This is a genomic window from Jidongwangia harbinensis (assembly GCF_020216025.1).
GTDB classification, from domain to species: domain Bacteria; phylum Actinomycetota; class Actinomycetes; order Mycobacteriales; family Micromonosporaceae; genus Actinoplanes; species Actinoplanes harbinensis.
Genome location: NZ_JAIWNC010000053.1, coordinates 1 through 18,412 on the forward strand (window position 1 = coordinate 1; position 18,412 = coordinate 18,412).

At 74.5% G+C, this 18,412-nt stretch carries 17 protein-coding genes and 1 pseudogene; 12 read left to right on the plus strand and 6 right to left on the minus strand.

Features of this window, described 5'->3' with window-relative positions:
- Positions 1–127, plus strand: a pseudogene (locus tag LDL48_RS38885) (IS5 family transposase); the annotation flags it as partial.
- A 119-nt stretch (positions 128–246) separates the two neighbouring features.
- Positions 247–1,365 (plus strand): IS630 family transposase, encoded by a 1,119-nt coding sequence (locus LDL48_RS38890; RefSeq protein ID WP_225260189.1) that lies wholly within the window; start codon positions 247–249, stop codon positions 1,363–1,365.
- A 164-nt stretch (positions 1,366–1,529) separates the two neighbouring features.
- Here the strand turns inward: LDL48_RS38890 and LDL48_RS38895 are convergent, their stop codons facing one another.
- The gene (locus tag LDL48_RS38895; protein WP_225260190.1) at positions 1,530–4,058 is read right to left on the minus strand and encodes an ATP-dependent Clp protease ATP-binding subunit; all 2,529 of its coding nucleotides are present in this window, start codon (positions 4,056–4,058) and stop codon (positions 1,530–1,532) included.
- Between the two features lie 935 nt (positions 4,059–4,993).
- Here LDL48_RS38895 and LDL48_RS38900 point away from each other — a divergent pair.
- The 5 genes from LDL48_RS38900 (at position 4,994) to LDL48_RS38920 (ending at position 10,215) form a co-directional block, all read left to right on the plus strand.
- Positions 4,994–5,371, plus strand: coding sequence for a hypothetical protein (locus LDL48_RS38900; RefSeq protein WP_225260191.1), 378 nt, complete (start codon positions 4,994–4,996; stop codon positions 5,369–5,371).
- Positions 5,372–5,576: 205 nt separating this feature from the next.
- Entirely contained in the window at positions 5,577–5,837 is a 261-nt protein-coding gene (locus LDL48_RS38905; protein ID WP_225260192.1) for a hypothetical protein, read from the plus strand.
- A 4-nt stretch (positions 5,838–5,841) separates the two neighbouring features.
- Positions 5,842–6,717 (plus strand): hypothetical protein, encoded by an 876-nt coding sequence (locus LDL48_RS38910; protein ID WP_225260193.1) that lies wholly within the window; start codon positions 5,842–5,844, stop codon positions 6,715–6,717.
- Complete coding sequence (locus LDL48_RS38915; protein ID WP_225260194.1) at positions 6,710–9,343, plus strand: FtsK/SpoIIIE domain-containing protein; 2,634 nt, start codon at positions 6,710–6,712, stop codon at positions 9,341–9,343. Before LDL48_RS38910 ends, LDL48_RS38915 begins: the two co-directional genes overlap by 8 nt.
- Before the next feature lie 179 nt (positions 9,344–9,522).
- Positions 9,523–10,215: a hypothetical protein gene (locus LDL48_RS38920; RefSeq protein ID WP_225260195.1), complete on the plus strand. Its 693-nt coding sequence runs from the start codon at positions 9,523–9,525 to the stop codon at positions 10,213–10,215.
- Here LDL48_RS38920 and LDL48_RS38925 read toward each other — a convergent pair.
- Positions 10,188–11,456, minus strand: coding sequence for a cupin domain-containing protein (locus LDL48_RS38925; RefSeq protein ID WP_225260196.1), 1,269 nt, complete (start codon positions 11,454–11,456; stop codon positions 10,188–10,190). The two genes, LDL48_RS38920 and LDL48_RS38925, sit on opposite strands and share 28 nt — an antisense overlap.
- Positions 11,457–11,467: 11 nt before the next feature.
- Positions 11,468–11,794 (minus strand): BatC protein, encoded by a 327-nt coding sequence (locus tag LDL48_RS38930; protein WP_225260197.1) that lies wholly within the window; start codon positions 11,792–11,794, stop codon positions 11,468–11,470.
- Between the two features lie 152 nt (positions 11,795–11,946).
- Here LDL48_RS38930 and LDL48_RS38935 point away from each other — a divergent pair, with 152 nt between their 5' ends.
- The 5 genes from LDL48_RS38935 (at position 11,947) to LDL48_RS38955 (ending at position 16,174) form a co-directional block, all read left to right on the plus strand.
- Positions 11,947–12,897 (plus strand): hypothetical protein, encoded by a 951-nt coding sequence (locus tag LDL48_RS38935; protein ID WP_225260198.1) that lies wholly within the window; start codon positions 11,947–11,949, stop codon positions 12,895–12,897.
- Entirely contained in the window at positions 12,894–13,769 is an 876-nt protein-coding gene (locus tag LDL48_RS38940) for an endonuclease/exonuclease/phosphatase family protein (protein ID WP_225260199.1), read from the plus strand. Before LDL48_RS38935 ends, LDL48_RS38940 begins: the two co-directional genes overlap by 4 nt.
- Positions 13,770–13,779: 10 nt before the next feature.
- Positions 13,780–14,553 (plus strand): DUF72 domain-containing protein, encoded by a 774-nt coding sequence (locus LDL48_RS38945; RefSeq protein WP_225260200.1) that lies wholly within the window; start codon positions 13,780–13,782, stop codon positions 14,551–14,553.
- A 9-nt stretch (positions 14,554–14,562) separates the two neighbouring features.
- Positions 14,563–15,345 (plus strand): aminotransferase class IV, encoded by a 783-nt coding sequence (locus tag LDL48_RS38950; protein WP_225260201.1) that lies wholly within the window; start codon positions 14,563–14,565, stop codon positions 15,343–15,345.
- Between the two features lie 88 nt (positions 15,346–15,433).
- Positions 15,434–16,174 (plus strand): hypothetical protein, encoded by a 741-nt coding sequence (locus LDL48_RS38955; protein ID WP_225260202.1) that lies wholly within the window; start codon positions 15,434–15,436, stop codon positions 16,172–16,174.
- On the opposite strand, the gene LDL48_RS38960 is transcribed toward LDL48_RS38955, so the two are convergent.
- The 3 genes from LDL48_RS38960 to LDL48_RS38970 form a co-directional block, all read right to left on the minus strand.
- Complete coding sequence (locus LDL48_RS38960; protein WP_225260203.1) at positions 16,175–17,044, minus strand: DUF72 domain-containing protein; 870 nt, start codon at positions 17,042–17,044, stop codon at positions 16,175–16,177.
- Between the two features lie 72 nt (positions 17,045–17,116).
- Positions 17,117–17,539 (minus strand): TraR/DksA family transcriptional regulator, encoded by a 423-nt coding sequence (locus tag LDL48_RS38965; protein WP_225260204.1) that lies wholly within the window; start codon positions 17,537–17,539, stop codon positions 17,117–17,119.
- Positions 17,540–17,765: 226 nt separating this feature from the next.
- A complete protein-coding gene (locus LDL48_RS38970) occupies positions 17,766–18,398 on the minus strand; it encodes a nucleoside/nucleotide kinase family protein (RefSeq protein WP_225260205.1) in 633 nt (210 codons plus the stop codon).
- Between the last annotated feature and the right edge of the window lie 14 nt (positions 18,399–18,412).

Here is an 18,412-nt window from a genome sequence, read left to right on the forward strand (position 1 = left end):
CATCAACCAGCTCAAGCAACACCGCGCCATGGCCACCAGATACGACAAGCTCGCCGTGCGCTACGAAGCCACCCTCACCATCGCCGCCATCAACCAATGGCTCCACGCTCTACGAAACACGGCCTAGTGCGTTGTCCATGAACGTTCGCCGGGTTGGTGACACGCCGGGCGGCGTCCGTGGCGAGGAGGTAGTGGGGCTTCACTCTCGACAGCGGTGATGGTGGCTGTCGAGAGTGAGGTGGGCCGGTGACCGAGCCGGTACGGGCACGGCGGTTATCCGAGGATGAGGGCCGCAGGTTGCAGCAACTGGTACGCCGTGGGAAGCACGACTCGGTCCGGGTCCGCCGGGCGTTGATCATCATGGCGTCGGCGTCCGGAACGCCGGTGCCGTCGATCGCGCGGCTGGTCGCGGCGCATGAGGACACCGTCCGCGACGTGATCCACCTGTTCAACGAAATGGGGTTACGCGCGCTGGACCCTCAATGGGCGGGAGGCCGTCCCCGCCGGATCAGTGACGACGATGAAGCGTTCATCGTCGTCACGGCCACCACACGCCCTGCCAAGCTCGGGCGTCCGTTCACCCGCTGGAGCCTGCGTAAACTCGCCGATTACCTCGCCACCGACGCCAGCCGGCGCGTGGTCATCGGCCGCGAACGGCTCCGGCAGCTGCTGCGCGACAACGGCGTCAGCTGGCAACGCACCCGCACCTGGAAGGAATCATCGGATCCGGACTTCGACGCCAAACTCGACCGGATCGAGGAAGTGACTACCCGGTTCCCACAGCGCTGTTTCGCGTTCGACCAGTTCGGGCCGCTGTCGATCCGCCCGCACCACGGCGCCGGGTGGGCAACGCAAACGCATCCGGACCGGCTGCCCGCGACCTATAAACGCACGCACGGAATCCGCTACTTCCACGGCTGCTACAGCTTCGCCGACGACCAGCTCTGGGGCGTGATGCGCCGCCGCAAAGGCGGCGATCACACCCTGGCCGCACTCACATCGATCCGGGCTGCACGCCCCGACGGTGCGCCGATCTACGTCATCCTGGACAACCTGTCGGCGAACAAGACCCCAGCCATCCGCCGATGGGCCGCCCGCAACAAAGTCGAACTCAGCCTGACCCCGACCAGTGCGTCCTGGGCGAACCCGATCGAGGCCCAGTTCGGGCCGCTGCGCATGTTCACGATGGCGAACTCGAACCACCCGAACCACACCGTCCTGGCGCATGAGATGCAGAAGTACCTGCGCTGGCGCAACGCCAACGCCCGCCACCCAGACGTCCTGGCCGCCCAGCGCCGCGAACGCGCCCGCGTCCGCAGCGAACGCCAACACCGCTGGGGCCGCCCCCGCAACCAAGCCGCCTGACGACTCAGACCCGGCGAACGTTCATGGACAACGCACTAGCCGAGACGCCGCCTAGCCGAGACGCCGCCTAGCCGAGACGCCGCCTAGCCGAGACGCCGGCTAGCCGAGACGCCGCCTAGCCGAGACGCCGCCTAGCCGAGACGCCGGCTCGCCCCGAAGCCGGCTCAGACTCCGGCCGGCTCCGGCGCGCCCGCCGTGCAGGTGAGGCGGCCGTCGGCCACGTCCACCGTGACCAGCTGCCCCGGTGCCAGGTCCGCGCCGAGCAGCATGGTGGACAACCGGTTGTCCAGCTCGCGCTGGATGGTGCGGCGCAGCGGCCGGGCCCCGAACTCCGGCTGGAAACCCCGCTCGGCCAGCCAGTCCACCGCCGCGGTGGTCACCTCCAGGCGGATGTCCTGCGCGTGCAGGCGGCGGCGCGTCTCGTCGAGCATCATCTCGGTGATCTGCCGCAGCTGATCCGTCTCCAGCTGGCGGAAGACGATGATCTCGTCGATCCGGTTGATGAACTCCGGCCGCAGGTGGTCCCGCAGCCGCCGCTCCAGCCGGTCGCGCAGCTCCTGGTCGGGCGAGCGGCCCGCACCGCCGGTGTCGAACCCGACGCTGCGGCTGGTGCCGGCGATCAGATCCGACCCGATGTTGCTGGTCATGATCAGCACCGTGTTCCGGAAGCTCACTGTGCGGCCCTGGCCGTCGGTCAGCCGGCCGTCGTCCAGCACCTGCAACAGGATGTTGTAGACGTCCGGGTGCGCCTTCTCGATCTCGTCCAGCAGCACCACCGAGTACGGGCGGCGGCGCACCGCCTCGGTGAGCTGGCCGGCCTCGTCGTACCCGACGTATCCGGGTGGCGCGCCGACCAGGCGACTCACCGTGTGCCGCTCCCCGTACTCGCTCATGTCCAGCCGGACCATCCGGTCCGCGTCGCCGAACAGCGCCTCCGCCAGGGACCGGGCCAGCTCGGTCTTGCCGACCCCGGTCGGGCCCAGGAACAGGAAGCTGCCCACCGGCCGGTCCGGGTCGCCGAGCCCGGCCCGGGACCGCCGGACCGCCTCGCTGACCGCCGCCACCGCGTCGTCCTGGCCGATCACCCGGTCGTGCAGGTGCGACTCCAGGCGCAGCAGGCGGTCCCGTTCCTCCTCGGTGAGCTGGGACACCGGGATGCCGGTGGCCCGCGACACCACATCGGCGATGTCGGCCTCGGTCACCCGCGGCACGTCACCGGCCGCTCCGGTGGCGGCGCCCAGCCGGTCCCGTACCGCGGTGATCTCGTCGCGCAGCTCGGAGGCGCGCTCGTAGTTCTCCGCGGCGACCGCCTGATCCCGGTCCCGGGTCAGCTGCTCCAGCCGCTGCCGCAGCTCGCGCTCGTCCGCGGCCGGGGTCTTCACCCGCAACCGCACCCGCGCGCCGGCCTGGTCGATCAGGTCGATCGCCTTGTCCGGCAGGAACCGGTCGGTCAGGTACCGGTCGGACAGCTCGGCCGCGGCGTCCAGCGCCGGGTCGGTGATCCGTACCTGATGGTGTGCCTCGTAGTTGTCCCGCAGGCCGCGCAGGATCGCCACGGTGTCGGCGACGCTCGGCTCGCCGACCAGGACCGGCTGGAACCGCCGGGCCAGGGCCGCGTCCTTCTCGATGTGCTTGCGGTACTCGTCCAGTGTCGTCGCGCCGACCACCCGGAGCCGGCCGCGAGCCAGCGCGGGCTTGAGCATGTTGCTCGCGTCCATGCCGCCGCCGTCGCCACCGCCGCCCGCACCGACCAGGGTGTGGATCTCGTCGAGGAAGACGATCAGCCCGTCGCCGGCGCTCTGGATCTCGTCGATCACCTTGCGCAGGCGCTCCTCGAAGTCGCCGCGGTACCGGGTGCCGGCCACCAGCCCGGCCAGGTCGAGCTGGATGACCCGCTTGCCGGCCAGGGTCTGCGGCACGTCGCCGTCGGAGATGCGCTGGGCCAGGCCCTCCACCACGGCGGTCTTGCCGACCCCGGCCTCACCGATCAGCACCGGGTTGTTCTTGGTACGCCGGGACAGCACCTCGACGGCCTGCTCGATCTCGTCGGCCCGGCCGATCACCGGGTCGATCTCGCCGCGCCGGGCCATCTCGGTCAGGTCCACGCCGTACTGCTCCAGCGTCGGGGTCGCGCCACCACCGCCGGCACCGCCCGCCGCGGACGGCTGCTCCGGCTGCGCCAGCGCGGCCGGGTCCAGCTTGCCGGCCAGCAGGCGACCGGCCGCGGAGTCCGGGTTCACGCCGAGCGCCATCAGGATGTGCTCCGGCCCCACATAGGAGGCGCCCATCGCGCGGGACACCTGCAGGCTGTCCAGCAGCGCCCGCTTGGCGGCCGGGGTCAGCGCCACCTGCTCCGGCAGCCCGTCCGCGCGCAGTTGCGCGGGCCGGCCGAGCGCGGCGAGCAGGGCGTCCGGGTCACCGCCGGCGCGGCGCACCACGGCACGCAGCGGCTCCTGCTGCAGCACGCCCCACAGCAGGTGGTCGGTGTCCAGATCGGCCACGACCGTGCCGGGGTCGGCCAGTTCGGCGGCGCGGCGCGCGGCACCGTAGAGCGCCTCGCGTGCGTCGTTGCTCATGTACTTGGTGATGTCGATCTGCTGCGCCGACCGGCGCGGCTGCGCCGCACCGAAGAAGCGCGCGAACAGGTCGTCCCATTGACCGGGCCCGTTCGGCCCCATCGGTCCGATGCTCATCAGTCAATCTCTTCCTGAGCCGTGCGGCTCATCCGGGTACGGGTGGTACAGCGCGCGGGGCGGGCATCAGATTCCGCCGTGAGACGCTGGTCTCACGGTGCCCCTCGCACGGTGCCGCTCGCACGGTGCCCCTCGCACGGTGCCCCTCGCACGGTGCCCCTCGCACGGTGCCCCTCGCACGGTGCCCCTCGCACGGTGCCCCTCGCACGGTGCCCCTCGCACGGTGCCCCTCGCACGGTGCCCCTCGCACGGTGCCGCTCGCACGGTGCCGCTCGCACGGTGCCGCTCGCACGGTGCCGCTCGCACGGGCGGCGTCGGAAGCTCACCCGCCTCCGCCGGCCACAGCGTGTGGAGGGAGGGCGCACTCCGCACCCGAACTCGACACGCTCCGGCCGCGCCCTAGCCGGCGTGTGAAGGCGCGGCACGCACCACACCCGAAACCCACACGCCCCCGCCACCCCCAGCCGACGTGGGGACATGCGGCGCGCACCACGCCCAAAACCCACACACCCCCGCCACCCCCAGCCGACGTGGGGACATGCGGCGCGCACCGCACCCGAAACCCACACACCCCCGCCACCCCCAGCCGACGTGGGGACATGCGGCGCGCACCGCACCCGAAACCCACACACCCCCGCCACCCCCAGCCGACGTGTGTGGACGCGCGGCGCGCACCACGCCCGAAACCAACACACCCGCCACCCCCACCCCGACGTGGGGAAACGCGGCGCGCACCACACCCAAAAACCACACACCCCCGCCACCCCCACCCCGACGTGGGGAAACGCGGCGCGCACCACGCCCGAATGCCACACGGTCGTGGTGGCGGATGCGGCGTGCCGTCGGTCCGGTCCTGCGGTTGGCACGGGCGCGGAGTCGGCATCGGCCGGACGCCGCGCCCCGGGCGAGCGGTCCGGGCGTGAGACGCTGGTCGCATGGCCGCGCCCCTGCTCGTGGTAGACGCCGCGAACGTCGTCGGATCCGTTCCGGACGGTTGGTGGCGGGACCGTGCCGGGGCGACCTCCCGGCTGCGCGACGGGCTCACCGGGATCCGCACGGCCGGGCTGCCGGACCTGCCCCCGCCGGTCGACGTGGTGCTGGTGGTCGAGGGCAAGGCCCGCGACATCGCGGAGACACCGGGGGTACGCCTGGAGCGCGCCGCCGGATCCGGCGACGACGCGATCGTGGCCGTGGTGGCGGCCGAGGCACCGGCCCGCCGGGTGGTGGTCGTGACGGCCGATCGTGGACTGCGGGAGCGGGTCACCGCGCTCGGCGCCGAGGTACGCGGCCCGACCAGCGTGCCGCGCCGATGACCCCGGTCGCGCCGTGGGAGACGGTCGGCCTGGCCGGCGGGGAGCGGAGCAAGCCGGCGGCCCGGTCGCGGTGCACGAGGCCGACTGAGCCGGGCCGGGTGGCCGCCCGGCAGATCTCACAAACCGGGCAGGCGAGCACGACCCGCGCAGGGGGAACGATAGTCTGAAGAGAGTTACCGGTTCCGAGCCTCAGGAGGCTGCACGAGTGGCCAGCGTTGCCGAGGTCAGAGCGGCGGTGGACGCCGCCCTCCAGCAGGTCACCGAGGGGCAGGCCGCGATCCAGGCGGCGCGGGAGAAGCTCGGCGAGGCGCAGCAGAGCCTGGCCGCCGCGCTGGACGGCAGTGCCAACGACGCGGTCGGCGCCGCGTACGCGTCGTTGTCGCAGGCCGATCAGCAGCTCGAAGAGTGCCTCGGCGCGACCCTGATGGCCGTCGAGCAGGCCCAGACCTACACCTCGATGCTGTAACGCGATGTCCCAGCTGCAGGAACTCGGCGCCCAGCTCCGGGCCACCGCCGACGAGCTGCCCACGGGCCTGGTCACGGTCGCCCTGGAACGTCTGCGCAGCGCCGCCGAGCTGCTCAACTGGGTGCGCCAGACGTCGGTCGACCCGCTCGGCGTACCGCAGCTCGGCAACGCGGTCGAGCACGCCGAGCACGCCGCCGCGGCGCTGCGGACCGCGCAGGACGCGATCGCCGCGTACCTCGCGATGCTCGGCCTGGCCGCGGACGCGGCGGCGCCGCCGGACTCCGACTGGCGGGCCACTCTGGACGGCGGCGACGCCGCCCGGCGGGACGGGTCCGCGCCCCCGCCGGAGGGTCTGGGCCCGTGGTGGCACGAGCGGGTCGCCCAGCTCACCGGCGAGGCGCCGCCGCCGGCCGAACAGCCCGAGACGGAGAAGGTGGACACCACCGAGCTGCTGCGCCGGGTCGCCGCCGGGGTGCGCTCCGGCGACCGGGCCCGGCTGGGCCGCGACCTGCACGCGGTGAACGCCTCCACCGGCCTGGGCCTGTCCGCGGTCACTCCGCCGGTGCTGCACCGCCTGGCCGGCGACCTGCTGGGGCACGAGCCGCGCCCGGAAGACCTGGACCGCCTGCGCGGCGCCGCGTCCGGGCGGGTCAAGTCGTTGCTGCCGGGCACCCCGCCGGCCGTCCTGGACACCCTGCTCGCCCGGATCTGCCGGGTCCCGGCGCAGGCCGGCGAGCCGCCGCACCCGGCCGACTCCGCGGTGACCTCCAGCGTGCTGACCGGCGTGCTGCTGGCCCGGCTCGGCCGCGACCCCGGCGCGCTGAACCCGTCCGCTCCCGAGCCGCCGCGCCCTCCGGCCGCCGACGCCGACGATGCCTGACTCCCGGGCCGAGCAGATCCTCGACGTCCGCGCCGCGCTGTCCCACGCGCTCGGTGCGGCGCAGGCGGCGCTGGAGGCGGCGCACCAGCGGCACCGGGCCGCGGTGGAGCACCGGGACCGGGTCGCCGCCGCGGCGGAGCGCAAGAAGGTGAAGCTGGCGCTGCAACGCGACCGCCGGCTGCACGAGATCGACCTGCGCCACCACGACGACCTGGCCGCGCTGGCCGGCGCCGCGGCCGCGGCGGGGGTGGCGAGCGCTCCCGGTGCCGCCGGTACGGCCTGGCCGGACTGGCGGCCGACCCCCGGCCGGCCCGGCGGCCCGGCCCCCGAACTGCGCGTGGGCCGGCTGCTGCTGCCGTACGACGGCGAGGTCCCGGCGCTGGTGCCGCTGCTGGACCGCGGGCACGTGATGGTGCGCGGCGACGCCCGGCTCGGCGACGACGTGGTGGCCGGTCTGCTGCTCCGCGCGCTCGGCACGGCCCGCGCCGGCACGGTGCACCTGACCGGGTACGACCCCGAGCACCTCGGCGGCGGGCTGGCCGGGTTCGCCCCGCTGGCCCCGGCCGGCGTGCTCACCTTCGTCGGGCCCGGCGGACTGCCCGGCCTGCTCGACGACCTGGTGGACCACGTCCGGCGGATCAACGAGACGGTGCTGGCCGGGGAACACGCCTCGCTGCGGGCGCTGGCCGCGGCCACCGGGCGGCGCCCGGAACCGTGGCGGGTGGCGGTGCTGCTCGGCGCGGACCGCCCGGACGAGTTGTCCCGGCACGAGCGGGGGCAGCTGGACCGGTTGCTGCGCACCGGCGCGGCGTGCGGCGTACACCTGGTGATCCGGGGTCTGCCGGTGGAGCCGGCGCCGGGCATCGAGGTGATCCACGCGGCCCCGGCCGACCGCACCCGGCTCAGCGGCGCCGGTGACCTGCCGGTCCGGCTCGACGCCGGGCCGCCGGCCGGGGTGCTGACCGCGACCAGCCGGGCGATCGCCGACGAGGTGGCCGCCGGGCCGGCGCCGGTGGCGCTGGACAGCCTGCTGCCCGCGACCGAGTGGACGGAGAGCTCGGCCACCGCGCTCACCGCGCCGCTGGGCGACAACCCGCAGGGCGCCGAGGTACGGCTGACGCTCAGCGACTATCCGCCGCACGCGCTGATCGCCGGGCCGTCCGGCACCGGCAAGACCAACCTGATCTACGCCTGGATGGGCGCCCTGTCCGCCCGCTACTCCCCCGCCGAGCTGGCGTTCTACCTGCTCGACTTCAAGGAGGGCGTGTCCTTCGCGCGGTTCGCCCCGGGCCGGCGCGACCCGAGCTGGCTGCCGCACGTCCGGCTGGTCGGGGTCAATGTCAACACCGACCGGGAGTTCGGCCTGGCGCTGCTGCGTTTCCTCGGCGGGGAGCTGCGCCGCCGGGCCGACGCCGCCAAGCAGTACGAGGTCACCAACCTGGCCGAGCTGCGCGCCGAGGACCCGGACGGGGCGTGGCCGCGGATCGTCGCGGTGGTCGACGAGTTCCAGGTGCTGCTGGCCGGCCGGGACGCGGTCACCACCGAGGCCGTCGAGCTGCTCGAGGACCTGGCGCGGCGGGGCCGGTCGCAGGGCATCCACCTGGTGCTGGCCAGCCAGGACGTGTCCGGCATCGAGGCGCTCTGGGGCCGGCCGGCGCTGGTCGCCCAGTTCTCGCTGCGGATCGCGCTGCCCCGCGCCCGCCGGGTGCTGGCCGAGACGAACACCGCCGCGGAGACGCTGCCCCGCTACCACGCGGTGGTCAACGCGGACTCCGGCGCGACCGAGGCGAACCGGATCGTCCGGGTGCCCGCCGCCGGGGACCGGGACAGCTGGAGCGCGCTGCAGCACCGGCTGTGGCGGCGGCGCCCGCAGGACCTGCCGCCGCCGCGGCTGTTCGACGGCGACGCGATCCCCCGGCTGGCCGACAGCCCGGACTTCGGCCGGCTCGCCACCGGCGGCGACGCCCCGATCGCGCTGCTCGGCGAGACCATCGACGTGACCTCCCGGTCGGCCCGCACCGTGCTGCGCCGGGCGCCGGGCCGCAACCTGGCCGTGCTGGGCACCCGGGTCGACGAGGCCTGCGCCGTGCTCGGCACCGCGGCGCGATCGGTGGCCCGGCAGTTCGCCCCCGGCGCCGCCCGGTTCACCGTCGGGTGCCTGGACGCGGACGCCCGCGCCTCGGTCGAGTCGCTGCGGACCGACCTGCCGGGTGCCGACTTCCGTTACACCGCCGACGACCTGGGCTGGGTGCTCGAGGACGCGGCCGGTGCCACCGAGCATCCGGCGGCCGACCACCCGCACTTCCTGTTCCTGTACGCGGCGGACGCCGCGCCCGCGCTGGGACCGTGGATTCGGCAGATCCTGCGGCACGGGCCGGAGCGGCGGATCCACGTGCTGGGCTGGTGGCGGGGCGCGGCGCTGCTGCGCGAGACGCTGGGCGGGCAGGGGTCCCGGACCGACGCCATCGGGTCGTGGGTGGCGCTGGACGTCCACGGCAGCGAACTCGCACCGTTCTATCCCGGTACCGGCGCGCCGGCCTGGTATCCGCGGCCCTGGCGGGCCCTGCACTTCGACCGTTCGGTGCACCGCGGCGCCGAAGTGATCATCCCGTACGGAGCGTCATGAGCCGGGCCGAGGCGCGGAGCGGGGGCGGGCAATGAGCGGAGCGGGGAGGTTACGGCCCGGACCACGGCGGCGGACGAGCGCCGAGACGCGGAGCGGGGGCAGGCAATGAGCGGAGCGGGGAGGCTACGGCCCGGACCACGGCGGCGGACGAGCGCCGAGACGCGGAGCGGGGGCAGGCAATGAGCGGGGAACTGCAGCCGGCCGAGCCGGTCGGCTACCGCGCGATCCTGCACCGGCTCACCCGGCTCGACGCGGAGGCGGCCGAGCTGCGCGCCGAGGCGGTCGAGTGGCACGACGACCGGCTGGCGGCGGTGCACGAGGCGGTCCGCGCCGCCGAGGACGACGTCCGGGCCGCCGCCGACGAGGTGCGCCGGGCGCAGCGGGACCGGGAGACGGTGGACGCCGGCGCGGCCGACATCTGGTCGCGGTTCGTGCACGACGTGGGGCCGTCGGCGGAGCGGTTCGGTACCACGCTGCCGCCGCCCACGGTGCCGCGGCAGCGCACCGCGGACGCCGAGGAGTTCCTGCAGGAGGCGTCGAACAAGGTCCGGTACGTGCCGCCGGCCCGGCCGCTGGGGTCCGCCGCGACCCTGTTGTTCGCCGCGTTCGGGTTCCTCGGTGGCGCGGTCGGCGTGCTGGCGTACCAGCTGTTGCGCTGGGCCGGCCGGGAGGCCGGCGGCGACTTCGCGGTCGCCCTGCCGGTGCTGGCCCTGATCGCGATGCTGCTGGGCCCGGTGCTGGCGGTGGTGGCCGCGAAGCGCACCGCGGACCACCGCGGCGTCGGGCTGGACGCCGCGGCGGTGGCCACGGTGCTGGGTACCGGCCTGGCGACGGCCGGCGTGCTCTACGCGGTGCTGCGCGGCCCGGGCTGATCGGCCGGCACCACCAGCGCCTCCTTGAGCAGCCGGCGGGCCAGCACGAGGCGGTCCGGGTCGTCGTCCAGCGGCAGCTCGCCCACCCGGTACGCGCCGCCGCCCAGCACGGTCCGCAGCGCCGGCGCACAGTACGCCGGGAACCGCAGCGTGCGCCCGACCAGCCGGAGCACCACGTGGTCCGGGCCGTCGTCGGTGAGCCGCCAGCGCAGTCCCTCGCGTACCGTGATCCGGCTGTCCGGGTCCAGGCCGGCCACGAAGTCGATCTGGGCGAGCGGGCTGATCGGGGCGGGCCGGGCGGCCGGCCACTCCCGGTCGCGCAGCCGGGCGGCCACCTCGGCCGGGTCGGCGGTCCGCAGCCAGTCCCGCAGCGCCGCCACGGTGTCGGCGAGTTCCGGCGCGAGCCGGTCCGGGTCGCCGACGTCCAGGCCGAACGGCAGCGTGGCGCGCAGCCGCTGGTCCTGCACGGCGAGCCCGAGCAGCTCCTCGACCAGGGCGTACCGGGTGAGCGCCCGGATCCCGACGGTCAGGTGCAGGGACCGCGCGCCCTGCGCCTCGGCCGAGTGCAGCCAGCCGCGGGGCAGGTAGAGCGCGTCGCCGGGGGCCAGTACGACGTCCAGCGCGGCCGGTCCGCGGGCGGTGGCGCCCACCTCCTCGGCACGCCCGCCCCAGGGCTGGCGTTCCAGCGGGTCGGGCAGCACCGGCGGGTGGATGCGCCAGCGTTTGGTGCCGTCCACCTGCAGCACGAACACGTCGTGGGTGTCGTAGTGGGTGGCGAAGCCCTGGCTGGCCGGCGGCGTCAGGTACGCGTTGATCTGCAGCGGCTGGTGCAGTTCGGCGCCCAGGTGCCGGGCGAAGTCGATCAGCGGCGGCCAGATCCGGTGCAGGCCCTGCAGCACCAGCGTGGCGCCGTCCGCGTACAGCCGCATGACCTGGTCGTCGAGCACCTGGTCGCCGACCTCGGCGCCGGCTCCGCCGGAGCCGGTGAACCGCCCGGCCGGCAGCACGGTGCCCTGCCGGGCGATCCGCAGGAAGGGGGTACGCAGGCCGCGGCGGCTGAACAACTCGTCGACCGCGTCCGGGGAGAGCAGATCGGTGAAGCCGTCCGGCCCGGCCAGTTCACCGGCGCGGGAGAGCAGCGGCTGCTGACCCCAGTACGCGGCGGCGAACTTCTCCGGGTCGGTGGCGATGCAGCGCAGCAGTGCCGGGCGGTGGGCGCCGCCCGGCACGTCGTTCGTCATCGGGTCAGCTCTCAGCGGGCACTGCCGTCGGCGCCGCCGTCGTGACCCTGCGGGTCGGCACCGCCGTCCGCCGGACCCTCGCCCGACGCGCCGCCGTCCGCACCGCCATCATGGCCCTGCGGGTTCGCGCCGCCGTCCGCCGGACCCTCGCCCGACGCGCCGCCGTCCGCACCGCCGTCATGGCCCTGCGGGTTCGCGCCGCCGTCCGCCGGACCCTCGCCCGACGCGCCGCCGTCCGCACCGCCGTCGTGACCCTGCGGGTTCGCGCCGCCGTCCGCGGGGCCCTCTCCGCCGCTGGTGGCGCTGCCGCCGGTGATGTCGTCGTCGCTGAGTCGCATGGCGTCACTCCTTGCCTGGACGTGCCCCGGCATTCCGGCCGGGGCTGGTGGAGATCTCGTCGTACCCCGCAGCGATCATCCATAACCACCGCGCAACCAGGCTGCGCCCCGGGTGTCCTCGGCCGGGGCCGGTGGCGGCCGAATGGCCGGGCATGCCCGCCCGCCTCCTCGCCCCGGTCGCCGTGGCCGCCGTCCTCGCCGTTCCCGGCGCGCCCGGTCCGGCCCAGGCCGGCCCGGCCCCCGCGGCGCCGGTCCCGGCGGCCGCGACCCGGGCGACTCCGGCGGCGGTGGAGGTGCCCGCGCGGCCGTCCGGCGGTGCGCTGGTCGGGCCCGCGGTCACGGTCGCCGCGGGTGCCTTCCCGGCCGGGCAGCGGTTCGTCTCGGCGGCCGTGTCGGCCCGGCACTCGGCCGGCTCGTCGCGGCGCGCCACCATGTTGTCGGTGGAACTGACCTGCGGCGGCCAGTCCGTACAGGCCACCACGAACGTGGTCACCAGCGCGGTGCTCACGCCCCGGCGGGTGATGCGCGACGCGCGGGCCTGCACGGTGGTCGCCCGGTCCGCGGTCAACGACGCCACCCCGGCCGACGGGCTGCGGGTCACCGCGACGCTGACCTCGGCACCGGCGTCCTGGGGCGCGGTGGGCTACTCGCCGGCCGGCCATCCGCGGTTGCTCCGGCCCGGCGCGCGGCGGCAGGTGGTCCCGGTGACCGCCACCGTGCCGCCCGGCATCCGCACGGTCCGGGTCACCGGCGACGTCAAGGTGACGACGTGCACGTCGGTGGGCGGCTCCCGGGAGAACGGTTCGCCGCCGCGGTGCGCGGCGCACCGGGTCGACGCGGCCGGCACCCGGGTGCGGGTGTCGCTGGTCGTCCGGCAGGGATCCACCACCGGCGGCCACTGCGCGGTCCGGACGGTCGCGTCGCACACCGTGCACGTCGCCAAGCGGGTGCACCACGCGATGGTCTCGCCGGCCGGCACGTTCACCCTCTCCGCCGCCCCGGGCTGCGGCCGGGTGGTGCGCGCCCAGGTGCACGTCCGGGTCCTCGGCGGCGCCGACCTGGTGATCCACCGCAAGGGCACGATCACCAGCCTCTATCGATGACGACCACCGACCGGGAGAGAACCGTGCGAGCGATCCGCTGGATCCTGATCCTGCTGTCCGTGGTGTCCGGCACGCTGGTCGCGGGCCCGGCCCAGGCCGCGCCGGCCGCGGTACGGGTGATGACCTTCAACCTCTGCGGCAACGTGTGCCGCCACGGCGAGGTGGCCGGCACCGCCGCGCACGCGGCGTACCAGATCCGGAGCCGGCGGGTGGATGTGGCGTTCCTGCAGGAGGTCTGCTACTCCCAGTTCCTCGGCGTGCGGTCCCGCCTGCGCAAGCACGGCTACACCGCGACGTTCGCCCGGACGACCGGCGGCGGACGGTGTGACGACGACGACCGCCGGCACGGCCGCGGCTTCGGCCTGGCCATCGTGGCGAAGGGCAAGCTGACCGGCCGGGTGGCCCGGTTCCTGCCCAGCCCGGCGTCGGCCGGCCCGGAGCCGCGCGCCCTGCTCGGCGCGACCGTGACCGTGCACCGGCGCCGCGTCTTCGTGGCCACCACGCACACCGCGCCCGGCGGCCCGAACCTGGACGCGCAGCTGGCCGCCGTACACCGCTACCTGGCGCCGATCGCGGCCGGCCGGCGGGTGCTGTTCGGCGGCGACCTCAACATGCTGCCGCACCGGCCCGGGCTGGACGTGTACTTCAGCGCGGCGTCGCCCGGCGGCCGGGGCGTGTTCCGGGACGCGGACGGCGGCCGGTTCACCCCGGCGTGCCGGTGCGGCCGGCCCACCTTCCGCACCGTCCCGCGCAAGATCGACTATCTGTTCGGCAACGAGCGGTTCTTCCGCCCCCGGTCGGCCGCGATCGCCGGCACCGGCTTCTCCGATCACCGGGTGTACGTCGGTGACTTCGTCATGCTGGGTGGGTAGTAGCCGGTACGTGCTTCTCATCGGAACCTCCGGATGGCAGTACCGCGACTGGCGCCCGGCCCGGGACCAGGTCGTCGAGCGGCCCTACCTCTACCCCGCCGGGCTGCCGCAGCGGCGGTGGCTGGAGCACTACGCGGACCGGTTCGCCACGGTCGAGGTGAACAACGCGTTCTACCGCCTCCCCGAGCGCGACACGTTCCAGCAGTGGCGCGAGCGCACCCCGGACGGCTTCCGGTTCGCGGTCAAGATGAGCCGGTACCTCACCCACATCAAGCGGCTGCGCGACCCGGCCGAGCCGGTGGCCCGCTTCCTGAGCCGGGCCGACGCGCTCGGCGACAAGCTCGGCCCGGTGCTGCTGCAGCTGCCGCCCACCCTGCGGGCGGACGTGGCGGCGCTGGCCGACACCCTGCGCCGGTTCCCGGCCGGCGTCCGGGTGGCGGTGGAACCGCGGCACCCGACCTGGTGGACCGACGAGGTGCGCGGGGTGCTGGAACGGCACGGCGCGGCGCTGTGCTGGGCGGACCGGCTGGGCCGGCCGGTGACCCCGCTCTGGCACACCGCCGACTTCGGGTACGTGCGGCTGCACGAGGGCCGGGCGCGACCCTGGCCCCGGTACGGCCGCACGTCGCTCTCCGCCTGGCTGGACCGGATCGGTGCGGGGCTGCCCGGCGTACCGGTGTGGGTGTACTTCAACAACGACCCGGGCGGCGCCGCGGTGATCGACGCCCGGGCGCTGGCGGCGCAGGCCCGGCGTCGGGACGTCGCGGTCAGCCGTACCCCGTAGCCTGTTCCGGTGTTGATCGTCGAGTTGAACGGCCGGGCGCCCGGGCCGGCCGAATGGCACCGCGCCGCCACCGCACCGTACGGCCACTTCACCTCCATGCAGGTGCGCGACGGCCGGGTCCGCGGGATGGCGCTGCACCTGGCCCGGCTGGACGACGGCAATGCGGCGTTCTTCGGCCGGCGCGGCGACGTCGACGAGGAACTACGGCTGCGCGGGCTGATCCGGCACGCGCTCGGCGACGTCCGGGACGCCTCGGTGCGGGTCTCGTTCGTCGCCTCGGACACCGACCGGCCGGACGTGCTGGTGGCGGTGAGCGACCCGGGCGACGACCGGCCGGGGCCGCCGTTGCGGGTGCGGACCGACGTCTACGAACGCGAGTGGCCGGAACAGAAACACGTCTCCACCATGGGCCTGCGGTACGCGCAGCGGCGGGCCCGCACCTACTCCTTCGACGACGCCCTGTTCGTCGGCCGGGACCAGCTGATCCGCGAGGGCAGCATGTGGAACGTCGCGTTCTGGGACGGCGAGCAGGTGGTGTGGCCGCAGGCGCCGATGCTCAAGGGCGTCACCATGGTGCTGCTGCAGGTGGCGATGACGATGGCCGGCACCCCGTGGACGATGCGCCCGGTCCGCCGCGCCGAACTGCCCGACCTGCTGGCCGCCGCGGCGGTGAACTCGCGCTGCCCGGCGCAACCGGTCGCCGGCATCGACGAGGTGGCGTACGGCGAACATGCCACCCTGGTCAAGGTGCTGAACGGGGCGTGGGCCACCGTGCCCTGGGACGAAATCTGACTACCGTCCGGGCGGATGTCGCCGCCGATCGTCCGACTTCGCCGCGCATCTGTTTGCACCGCGGCACTCCCGCTCCAGTCTGTATCCCGTGTCGTACGCCCCCGCACCGCCGCCGCCGGCGGACGCCCGGCAGCCGGCGGGAACACCGGCGTGGGCCTGGACGGTGCTGGCCGTGGCGGTGCTGTTCCTGGGCAGCGCGGGCTGGTTCGCGTACCAGCGGGGCGCCATCGGCAAGGACTCCGGCGTGACCGCGTGCGAGGCGATGCGGGACGGCGACCGGACGCTCTCCGGCGCGGCCCGGGAGTCCGCGCCGATCACCGAGGCGGAGTACCGCGACCTGCGCGCGGTGTTCGAGGACTCCCGGTACGACGACATCCGCGACCACGGCACCCGGCTGGTCGACCTGGTCTGGCAGATGTCGCAGCTGCCCGGCGGGGAGGACGGCGTGGCGATGCTGGCGTACCTGGGCCCGCTGACCACGCACCTCACCGGCCTGCAGTCGGCGTGCGCGGACCGGGGCGTGATCGTGAACCTGAACGCCGGCACCCCGGCCGGCCCGTCCGCCGGTCCCAGCCCGGCGTGCGCCGACGTCTTCGACCCCGGCCGGGTGATCGACCAGAAGGTGGCGCTGGCGCCGTGCCAGGATCCGGACGGCAAGCTGAAGGCCGTGGGCAACTTCGTCTGCGTGGACGGCCGGTACCTGTTCCAGGTCGACGCGAGCACCGGCGCACCGGCCGGGTGGGGGTTCGGCGGCCGGGCGTACCGGGAGACCAGGGACGCCGCCACCGACCCGGACTACGCCGCCGCGTACCGGGACTGCACGACCTGATCAGTCGCCGAGCAGGTCGATCAGCTTGCTGGCGTTGCGCTGCGCGTAGTCCGCGTAGCAGTTGTTCATGAAGACCTGGGTGTGTTCCGCCTCGTCGGCCAGTTCGCGCAGCCTGGGGGCCCACTCCCGGAGTTCGGCGTCGGAGTAGCGGTAGCCGAACTTCTCGTGGATGTCCTTGCTGGTCCACTTCTCGCTGTGGCCGTGGAAGCGGACCACCGCCAGGTCCGCGGTGGCCGCCAGCACCGGCGGCACCGACGACTTGTGGCCCTGCGGCATGTCCACGCTGACGAACGCCAGCTTGTGCGCGCGCAGGAAGTCGAGCGTCTCGTTCGCGTTCGCGCCGTCGAACCAGGACGCGTTGCGCAGCTCGAACACCGGGCGCAGCGGCTTGCAGCGGGCCGCCACCTCGAGCAGGTACTCCTTGTTGGACTTGCGGATGCCGAACCACGGCGGGAACTGGAACAGCACCGCGCCGAGCTTGCCGGCCGCCACGAGCGGGTCCAGCGCGGAGAGGAAACGGGTCCAGATCTCCTCGTACGTCTGCGGGGTCAGGTCGTCGGGGTAGACGTTCTTCTTCTCGGTGTCCGGGCGCAGATCCTTGTAGATCGCCGACACCTTCGTCGGGTGGCCGGTGAGCAGGCTGAACGCCTTGATGTTGAAGGTGAAGCCGGCCGGGGTGCGCTCGGCCCACAGGCGGGTGGTCTGCTCGGCCGGCGGGCCGTAGTAGGTGGAGTCCACCTCCACCACCGGGAACTGCCGGGCGTAGTAGGCCAGCCGCTTCTCCGGCGTGGTCGCGGTCTGCGGGTACCACCCGGAGTCGAGCAGCGTCCGGTCCGTCCAGGAGGCCGTGCCGACCGCGATCGAACCCATGCCGACCAGATTAGGCGGGATGCGGCCGGTCCGCCGCCGGACGACCGGCGGCGGACCGGGGACGCACGACGCTCAGCCCGCGCGGCGTTCGCGGTTGGACTTGCAGGCCACGCAGCTGGTGGCGGACGGGAACACGGTCAGCCGCTCGGTCGGGATCGGCTTGCTGCAGCCTTCGCAGTTGCCGTACGTGCCGTCGGACAGCCGCTGCAGCGCGTGCTCGGCCTGCGCCCGGCGGTCCAGCAGGGTACGGATCAGGGACGACGCCGCGTCCCGCTCGGCGGTCTTGGAGCCGCTGTCGGCCTGGTCGTCGCCGGCCGCGTCGCCGATCTCCACCAGCCGCAGCCGCTGGTTCTCCGCGACGGCTTCCTCGTACTCGGTGTTCAGGTCGTCGAACCGGTTCTGCAGGACGATCCGGATCTGCTCGATCTCATCGACGGAACGCCCCTTGGCGGTCTCGGCGCCCTTACCCGTGATAACTGCTCCGTTGACGAGCATGCGTCCCCCTGCCCTTCCCTCTGCCCCTACCGGTGGACTCCCCCGCGCCGGCCCCTTGGCACTCACCGTGGAGCCGGCTGATACCCAGCAGCGAAGATCCCAAACCAGATCTTCGCTGAAAAGTAGTCGGAGCATAACTGTCTGTGCTGGTTTCCGCTACGGAGTGCCCGAACCCGCCCTCGCGTCGCAGGTCACGCAGCCGGGTCCAGTCCGATACGTGGACTGATCAGGACGGGTCGAGGACCATCGCGGGGCGCCTCGGGTCGTCCACCCGGACCACCACGTCGGCGAACGACGCCGGGTCCACCTCGTCGCCGTAGCGGGCGTACGCGGGCAGCGTCCAGCGCAGGTGTTCCTCGGTGCGGCGGCGCAACGCGGCCGCGGACAGCGACAGGTGCACGGTCACGTCGAAGTCCAGGCCGGCGCCGAGCAGCAGGGTCCCACTGACCAGTACCACGGCCGTCGGCGGCAGCACGGTGTAGGGCTCGCGGGTGGCCCGGTCGGTGACCGGGTCCCAGAGCCGGGTCACCACCCGGCCCGAGCCGTCCGGACCGGCCGGGTCGAGAACCTCCCGCCGCAGCGCCGCCTCGTCGAACCACCCGGTGTAGAACGCGTCCGGATTGGTGCGGCCGGACTCCAGGCGGACCGAGGCGGGGCGCAGGAAGTCGTCGGTGGACACGCGTACCGCCGGGCGGCCGCGGACGCGCAGCGGGCCGACCAGGGCGTCGGCGAGGGCGGCCGGATCGGCCGCGGGCGCGCCGTCGACCGCGACGCGGAGCCGGCGGCCGGGGCCGGCGCCGGCCAGCCGGTCGGCCAGTTCCTCGACGAGGACGTCGAAGGACACCGGGCGCACGCGCATGCACCCAGGCTAGG